Genomic DNA, 7,088 nt, shown 5'->3' on the forward strand with positions numbered 1-7,088 from the left:
GGAGCTGGACTCCCGCTTTACGATTCAGTCGATAGGTTCAAAATCGTCTTTACTGGCTCCGCACAGAGGGCAAACCCAGTCATCTGGAACGTTCTCAAAACTCGTACCGGGATCGACTCCGTTGTCGGGATCTCCGACTTCCGGATCATAGATATACCCGCAAATCGTACATCTGTACTTCATCACACCAACCTCCTTGTACTGGATACTAAAAATCGACTTTTCTGGAACTTTCCCAAAGGCCATGAATGTTGCAATAGGAAGTTGCAATCAGAGTTCCTGACTTTTCGAGTTTGATGCTGAGCACTGCCTTGGATTGCGTCGTGACCGGCGTTAACTCGATATGTCCCAGATGAACCAGCAGCTGTCCGTCATCGTATTTGACGTATAGATCGAACCACTTGATGTGGTGTTCGATGGTGTTCGGATGCGCGATTTCCTTACCGACGGTTATCGTTACATCGAATGCCGTACCGGGAATAACTGCCTCGGGGATATCAATAACTGGTACGTGTTTTTCGTTCTTCCAGTCGGCGCTCTTAATAAGCTCGCCAATTCCCATTAAGACCCCTCCTTGTTATAGAACTATGATCAAAAATATAAGACACATCAAAAAAACAAACGACTCTCTAATTAGCTTTCTACGGCAGATTCTGTAGCACCGGCCCAGTAGAATAATTATATCATACTGTCAAAGGAGTGAATCTATTTGGAATAGTTACAAAGAACTACAGTTGAAAAACGAGCTTTCGCGCTTTGTAATAGGATTTGCTTTGAAAAGAAAAAAGCAATGGTTTATAATATACCCGGGAGGGGTAATATGAATGAATTAACGGCAGTGGCAACGGGTACGTTGGGTATTTCTCCTATTCTCAGTCCTATAGTCAGTACGAGTGTGACTTACAGCAGTGCCTTTCTTGGAGGGCTTCTGTCTTTCTTTTCTCCGTGTATTCTCCCGCTGATACCGGTGTTTTTCGGTGTTCTTATGGGAGGTGCGGTCGATGGAAAGGCGCGCTTTCTCAGAGGCGTGTTTTTCACGCTCGGTATGTCTCTCTTCTTCTTCGTGCTGGGAATCGGAGCTACCGGTCTGGGAACTTTTATTAGACAGAACGAGGTTTTGATGAACGTAATATCTGGAAGTCTTTTCGTTCTTTTCGGATTCCTCTATCTCTTCGAAATCGGTTTTAAAGGCGTGAAACTCAACGTATGGAAACTCGGAGGATCGGCTCTCAGTGGATTCATTCTCGGAGCTGTTCTCGGACTGGTGTGGGTGCCGTGCGCCGGCCCTATACTTGGCTCGATACTGGTACTGGCCGCCAACCAGAACACCCTTGGCGAGGGTGGAATCATGTTGCTGGTATATTCGCTCGGCCTGAGCATTCCATTTCTCACGCTGAGCGGTTTAGTGGCGAGGATCACTTCCAGAATTTCCTTTGGAGGCGAGAGTCGCTGGAGAAAGATTATGAGAATCGCCGTGTTCTTGATCCTCGTGGCGGCAGGGATACTGACGATGACTGGAAATCTAAATTTGCTGCAATTTGCAACGGGAGGTTGATTTTGTGAGAAGGATATCTGTTTTACTCGTTTTACTGATCGCTGTGGCGGCTTTTTCCTATGTAGGAATGCTCGACGACTTCGATACGGCAATGAGGCTGGCTTCTATCGAGAAAAAAGAAGCGATCATCATGTTCTCCGACAAGAACTGTAGTTACTGTGTGAAATTCGAAAAGGAAACACTTGCAGACAGTAACGTACAGGAGATTCTAAGGGCCGGTTTCGTATTCGCTCAGATATACAAATCCAACTCCGGTAAGGCTACCTTTCCAACCCAGGGAGACGTAAAAGAATACTCTTACAGTGATCTTTACGCAGCCTTCGGGGTAAGGGGAACGCCCACTTTCTGGTTCTATACCACCTACGGTGAGCCCCTGACACAGCTACCCGGATACGTGCCTGCCAGCGATTTCATCCCGATAGTGAGATTCATTGGAGAGAAGGCCTATGAGACTGTGAAGTTCGACGATTACAGGAAATTGCCTTCCGAGTACGTGGGAACGGCTGCACTTGTGAAGGTCAATGAAGAGGACTACGGGTTTGTTCTGGCCAGGGATCCGCTAGCCAAGGAGTACAACGGTGAAGAGGTTGACCCCTTCACGGTCTGGCTAACAAAAGATCTGGCAACTGGCCAGCAGCTACTCGAGAGAGGCGCCTTCAGAGTTCTTGTTTTGAATTGAAGTAATCGAAGGATATCGAGAGAAATTCCGAGTAAGTTTTGCTGTTTATAAGGCACATCTTTACCAGTTTCAACGATGAAGATGGATAGCTTTTGAAATAATCAACCGTGGCCCGGAAGAATTCTCTCGCACATATACGAACGGAAACACCGAATATGCCCGTAGATATGGCCGGCGTTGCCAGGGTGACTATGCCCATAGCGCCGGCCTTTTTATATACGTTCATGAAAGAGCCGTGGAGTTTCTCTTCGATATCTTTCTCACCAAGCCGTGGCCCGAGAACGTGTATGATCTTGCCGGCCTTCAGAGTGCCTGCACATGTCACTGCAACTCCCGAGACTTCCAAAGGCCCATCGGTCCTCACCAGGGCGTCGCTTTCCAGCTGAATCTCTCTGCCGCCTGCCCTGACAAGCGCTCCGGCGACACCGCCTCCGTGTCTGAGATAGGCGTTGGCCGGGTTGATTATCGCATCGACCTCCTGGACGGTTATGTCTGCAATCTCCAGCTTCAATGCCCTATCCCTTTCCAGCAAATGAACGTGCGTCATTCCTCCGGATACTCCTTCAATCCCTTCCAGAGGGTTCTCAATCTTTCGGCCACCTGCCGCTCTTTGCCTATGTTTCCAGGTTTGTAGTAGATCTCCTGTTTGATCTCTTCGGGCAAGTAATATTCCTTTGAAAAGCCGCCACTATCGTGCGGATAGTGGTAATCCTTTCCGTAGCCGAGTCCTTTCATCATGTTCGTCACGGCGTTTCTGAGCTTGAGAGGCACCGGAAGATTAGGTGTGTTTCTGACCCGATCGCGAGTCGTCATCATGGCTTCGTTCACCCGGTTGCTCTTGGTCGCGACAGACAGATAAATCGCCGCTTCCGAGAGGTTGAGAATACATTCGGGCAATCCCACGCTGTTGACGGCTTCAAAGGCCGATATGGCAATCACAAGGGCCATTGGGTCGGAGAGTCCTATATCCTCGGAGGAAAAGATCACCATGCGTCGGGCGATGAATTTTGGATCTTCTCCTCCTTCCAGCATTCTAATCATGTAATACAGTGCCGCGTCAGGGTCGCTCCCCCTCATGCTCTTGATGAAGGCCGATGCAATATCGTAGTGCTCTTCACCTTTTTTGGTGTACCGTCCAGAAGGAAGGACCGAAAGCTCGTTCATCAGCTCTAGATCTAGCTTCTCTCTTTCGAGCGCAGCGGCGCTCTCCACTAGAGTATCCAGCAGATTGAGGGCGATACGGGCATCTCCCCCGCTGCTGCCTGAGATAACTTCTAGAACCTCATTATCTACCGATACGCCGGAGGTAGATAGAAAAGTGTCTCGCTCGAGGGCACGCGACAGCAGGCGCAATATATCTGCCGCGTTCAACTGCTTGAGGATCACCAGACGGCAACGCGACAGCAAGGCCGGATTGACTTCGAAACTGGGGTTCTCCGTCGTCGCTCCGATGAGTACGATCGTACCCCGCTCGGTAACGGGTAAAAAGACGTCTTGCTGGCTCTTGTTCAATCTGTGTATCTCATCTACGAAGAGAACCAGCTGTTGACCGACGGCCTTCAACCTCTCGCCGTGTGAGAAGTGTTTCTTCAGATCTGCCGTCCCCTGAAGGCTGGCACTGAAGAACTCGAAATGGTAATTGTTCCCCAGATAGGCCCTGATGAGCTCACCTATGGTGGTTTTTCCCGTGCCTGGGGGCCCGTAAAGTATCATGGAAAAGAGCCGACCGCTTTCGACCGCTCCCCTGATTATCCCTTTCTTTCCAGCCAGGTGTTCCTGTCCGACCAGGTCGTCGAAGGTGCGGGGCCTGATCCTTTCACTTAAGGGTTTCCAGTTCGTTTCTGAAATACTCAATCGTCTTTTCCAGTCCTTTTTCCAGCGGCACCGAAGGTTCCCAGTCGAGAAGGGTGCTCGCCTTGGAGTAGTTCAGTATCGATTTTTTTAAATCTCCCGGTCTCGGAGCTTCATGAATCGCTTCTTTGGAGTAACCCGAGGTCACTTTCATCTTTTCGAAAAGCCCGTTGACCGAGGTTCCGATCGCCGTACCGATATTCACCGTGTCGTTTTCCAGTCTCTCCATGGCCAGCAGGTTGGCCCTTGCCACATCTTCCACATACACGTAATCCCTCACGCACTCACCGTCGCCGAAGATCACCACATTCTCACCCTTCAACATCCTCCGCGAGAAGATGGCAACGACTCCAGCCTCGCCGTGAGGATCCTGTCTGGGTCCATAGACGTTGGCGTATCTGAGCGTGGCGTACTTAAATCCGTGCTCGCCGGCGAAGAACCGCAGGTAGTTTTCTGTGGAGAATTTGGCTATCCCGTAGGGAGATAGAGGTTTGGGAAATTCATTTTCATCGGTCGGGATCTTTTTTACGTCGTCCCCGTATATGGCTCCACCGGTGGAAGAGAAGATGACTTTTCTCACTCCGTACTTAATCGCCATTTGTAGCAGTCTGATCGTACCGATGATGTTGACCCTCGCATCTTCTTCCGGTTCTCTCACCGATTTCGATACGCTTATCTGTGCTGCGAGATGGAATACGGCTTTAGGTTTGTGGAGCATGAAAATTCTCTCCATCATTTCACAGTCGGTTATATCCTGCTGGTAAAAAAGCGCCCTCGGATCGAGGTTCTCTATTTTTCCACTCGAAAGATTATCGACAACTATCGGGATCTTACCGTCTCTTATAAGCGCATCTACTACGTGAGAGCCGATGAAACCTGCGCCACCCGTAACAAGGTAATTCTCGCCCATATCACCCACCTCCTTGTAATTCTATTTCCCTTCCCTCTAATAATCTATCGTACATTTTTCTGATGTTCTGTATGTCTTCCCAGGTAAGGCTCTTCGGAGAGCCAGGGTCCCGGGAAGGATATCTTAAAAGATAGCTCGGATGGAACATAACGAAGATCTTTATGCCGCCTAGCCAGTCGAACAGCTTGCCTCTCGCCTCCGTCATTCTTATCTTTTCGTCGCTCACGAAAAAGGACAAAGCCGTTGCCCCGAGGGCAACGATTACTTTCGGACTGACGATAGCTATCTGGGAGAGAAGATAAGGTGAGCAGGCGTTTTTCTCTTCGGTGGTTGGAACTCTGTTGTTGGGTGGACGGCACTTCACGATGTTCGTTATATATACGTCCTGTCTATCGATTTTCACCGATTCTAGAATCTTTGTGAGTAACTGCCCTGCCTTCCCTACGAACGGCCTTCCGGAAGCGTCTTCATCCGCGCCCGGACCTTCTCCCACGAACATTATCGGAGACTGAATGGACCCCTCTCCGGGCACCACGTTGTTGCGTGTCGTGCTCAGGGGACATCGTGTACAATCGTTTATCTTGCTTATAACTCCTAGCAGGTGTTCCTTCCTCTTTACGTAATCAGTCACAGCTTATCACCTCAAAACCTGAATCTGAAGAAAGGCGCTCCTTTGTGAAGTCCAATGACCAGGTATCTGTCTTTCAATTCCTTGATGTAGAATTTCACTGCAATCGTCTCCAGCGTTTCCGTGAACGTCTTCACCTGACTTCCGAAACTGATTTTCAGAATTATCTCGGCGGCCATACAGTGGAGGTCTAGGTAGAGCGGCGAGATCTTGCTCATCGATTCGTCCCACAGGGCTATATCTCCGGCGTAGGTTCCTATCTCCACGAAATTCCTACCGCCGCTGCCGTCGATTCCGAAGGAGAAACGCTTCAATATACCGGGTTTGTCTGATAGAGAGCCCATCGGGAAGTACAGATCGTTTATATGCATCACAAAATCGATGTCATCGCTGAAGGCTAATTCCATGCTCATCCCGAATTCTTCGAACTTTCCCGTGCTGCCCCCCAGTACAGTGGAGTTGCCGTACTTCACGTTAGAGAATCCCAGCGAGTACGCACTGTAGTTTGTATTGGAAGCCGTTTTTGTTGCTATAAAATACTCTCCGACCGTTAACGAGGATATTTCGAGCTGCTTCGATTCCCAGACCGCGAAACGCGCCCTGGTTTCGGCAGCGCTGAAGTATTTGGCCGGGAACTTGTATTTAGAGTCGAAAGTCGAAAAACCGGTCGTGAAGTCCAGGAAGGCGCTCTTCCATTTGACCTCTCCGACGGTGAGGTTGTTTACCTCGACTCTGATTCTATCGTATATCTTGTTCTTTCCAGACAGATAAGGATATCTGAACTTCAGCGCGAAAGTGGCGAAGTCTTCCAGCGTTATGGAGGATCCGAAAACCAGATCTTTCAGCCTTCTCTCGTTATCGACGATATTTGGCGAAGCGTCGTAAGTCCAGTCCAGAGTGAACTCCAGTTTGGTCTTTGTCGTTAACGACAGAGTCAGCTTTTCCTTATTCACGAAGTCATCGAAGAGATCGTCAGATTGCCAGTATACCTTGTTCTCGGTACTGTGGGAAAAGATATCCGACTCGAAGCTCACCGAATATGAGGTCTCCGACGCTTTTGAAGTTACCGGCATGAAAATGGTATCTGACTTGTGACTGAGAGAGGTTCCCCAGAGATCGAATTTCCCTTCGCTATTCAACTCTCCTTTTCCAAGCCAGTTCATATCCGTAGGACTAGCGACGAGTTCTTCATAATCCAGCTCGAGCGAGTAGTCGATCTTTAGAGCCTCCGTGTTTATTCCTGTCAGGAGCTTGCCTGGATGGTCCAGTCTCCATTCACTCTTGAGAAAATCGTACGTGAGAACGGGATTGTACTGAACTCCGAGGTAGTACCACTCAAGAGGCTTCCACATCACTTCATTCTTCAACGTGATGGGTATCTGGTTCTTCGTCAATTTGAAGTCGCTTCCAGATTCGTACTCGAATGCTATCTCGTATGCCGTCTTCTGCTTGAAAAAAAAAAAAA

At 49.1% G+C, this 7,088-nt stretch carries 8 protein-coding genes and 1 pseudogene; 2 read left to right on the top strand and 7 right to left on the bottom strand.

Going from position 1 to position 7,088, the window contains the following annotated elements; translation table 11 throughout:
- Positions 1-24: 24 nt before the first annotated feature.
- Entirely contained in the window at positions 25-186 is a 162-nt protein-coding gene (rd, locus tag PKX57_RS02575) for a rubredoxin (protein WP_470745095.1), read from the bottom strand.
- Between the two features lie 22 nt (positions 187-208).
- Positions 209-562: a desulfoferrodoxin family protein gene (locus PKX57_RS02580; protein ID WP_213920286.1), complete on the bottom strand. Its 354-nt coding sequence runs from the start codon at positions 560-562 to the stop codon at positions 209-211.
- Between the two features lie 258 nt (positions 563-820).
- Here PKX57_RS02580 and PKX57_RS02585 point away from each other — a divergent pair, with 258 nt between their 5' ends.
- Positions 821-1,555, top strand: a complete 735-nt coding sequence (locus tag PKX57_RS02585; protein WP_213920287.1) for a cytochrome c biogenesis protein CcdA — start codon at positions 821-823, stop codon at positions 1,553-1,555.
- 4 nt (positions 1,556-1,559) lie between these two features.
- On the top strand, positions 1,560-2,234 hold the full coding sequence (locus PKX57_RS02590) for a thioredoxin fold domain-containing protein (protein ID WP_213920288.1): 675 nt from the start codon (positions 1,560-1,562) through the stop codon (positions 2,232-2,234).
- Here the strand turns inward: PKX57_RS02590 and PKX57_RS02595 are convergent.
- The 5 genes and pseudogenes from PKX57_RS02595 to PKX57_RS02615 all read right to left on the bottom strand — a co-directional run.
- A complete protein-coding gene (locus PKX57_RS02595) occupies positions 2,212-2,781 on the bottom strand; it encodes a macro domain-containing protein (protein ID WP_213920289.1) in 570 nt (189 codons plus the stop codon). The two genes, PKX57_RS02590 and PKX57_RS02595, sit on opposite strands and share 23 nt — an antisense overlap.
- Positions 2,778-4,088 (bottom strand): AAA family ATPase, encoded by a 1,311-nt coding sequence (locus PKX57_RS02600; RefSeq protein WP_213920290.1) that lies wholly within the window; start codon positions 4,086-4,088, stop codon positions 2,778-2,780. The genes PKX57_RS02595 and PKX57_RS02600 overlap by 4 nt, the downstream gene beginning before the upstream one ends.
- Entirely contained in the window at positions 4,051-4,995 is a 945-nt protein-coding gene (locus tag PKX57_RS02605; protein ID WP_213920291.1) for an NAD-dependent epimerase/dehydratase family protein, read from the bottom strand. The genes PKX57_RS02600 and PKX57_RS02605 overlap by 38 nt, the downstream gene beginning before the upstream one ends.
- A 1-nt stretch (position 4,996) precedes the next feature.
- Positions 4,997-5,626 (bottom strand): uracil-DNA glycosylase, encoded by a 630-nt coding sequence (locus PKX57_RS02610; RefSeq protein WP_472414608.1) that lies wholly within the window; start codon positions 5,624-5,626, stop codon positions 4,997-4,999.
- Positions 5,627-5,637: 11 nt separating this feature from the next.
- Positions 5,638-7,088 (bottom strand): annotated as a pseudogene (locus PKX57_RS02615) (LptF/LptG family permease); the annotation flags it as partial.

The sequence above is a fragment of the Mesotoga sp. genome (assembly GCF_035363035.1).
Classification (GTDB): domain Bacteria; phylum Thermotogota; class Thermotogae; order Petrotogales; family Kosmotogaceae; genus Mesotoga.

Bases quoted from the DNA above. Each gene is read 5' to 3' on its own strand.
- PKX57_RS02595 (WP_213920289.1), bottom strand. From the start codon at position 2,781: ATGACGCACGTTCATTTGCTGGAAAGGGATAGGGCATTGAAGCTGGAG.
- PKX57_RS02605 (WP_213920291.1), bottom strand. From the start codon at position 4,995: ATGGGCGAGAATTACCTTGTTACGGGTGGCGCAGGTTTCATCGGCTCT.
- PKX57_RS02580 (WP_213920286.1), bottom strand. From the start codon at position 562: ATGGGAATTGGCGAGCTTATTAAGAGCGCCGACTGGAAGAACGAAAAA.
- PKX57_RS02585 (WP_213920287.1), top strand. From the start codon at position 821: ATGAATGAATTAACGGCAGTGGCAACGGGTACGTTGGGTATTTCTCCT.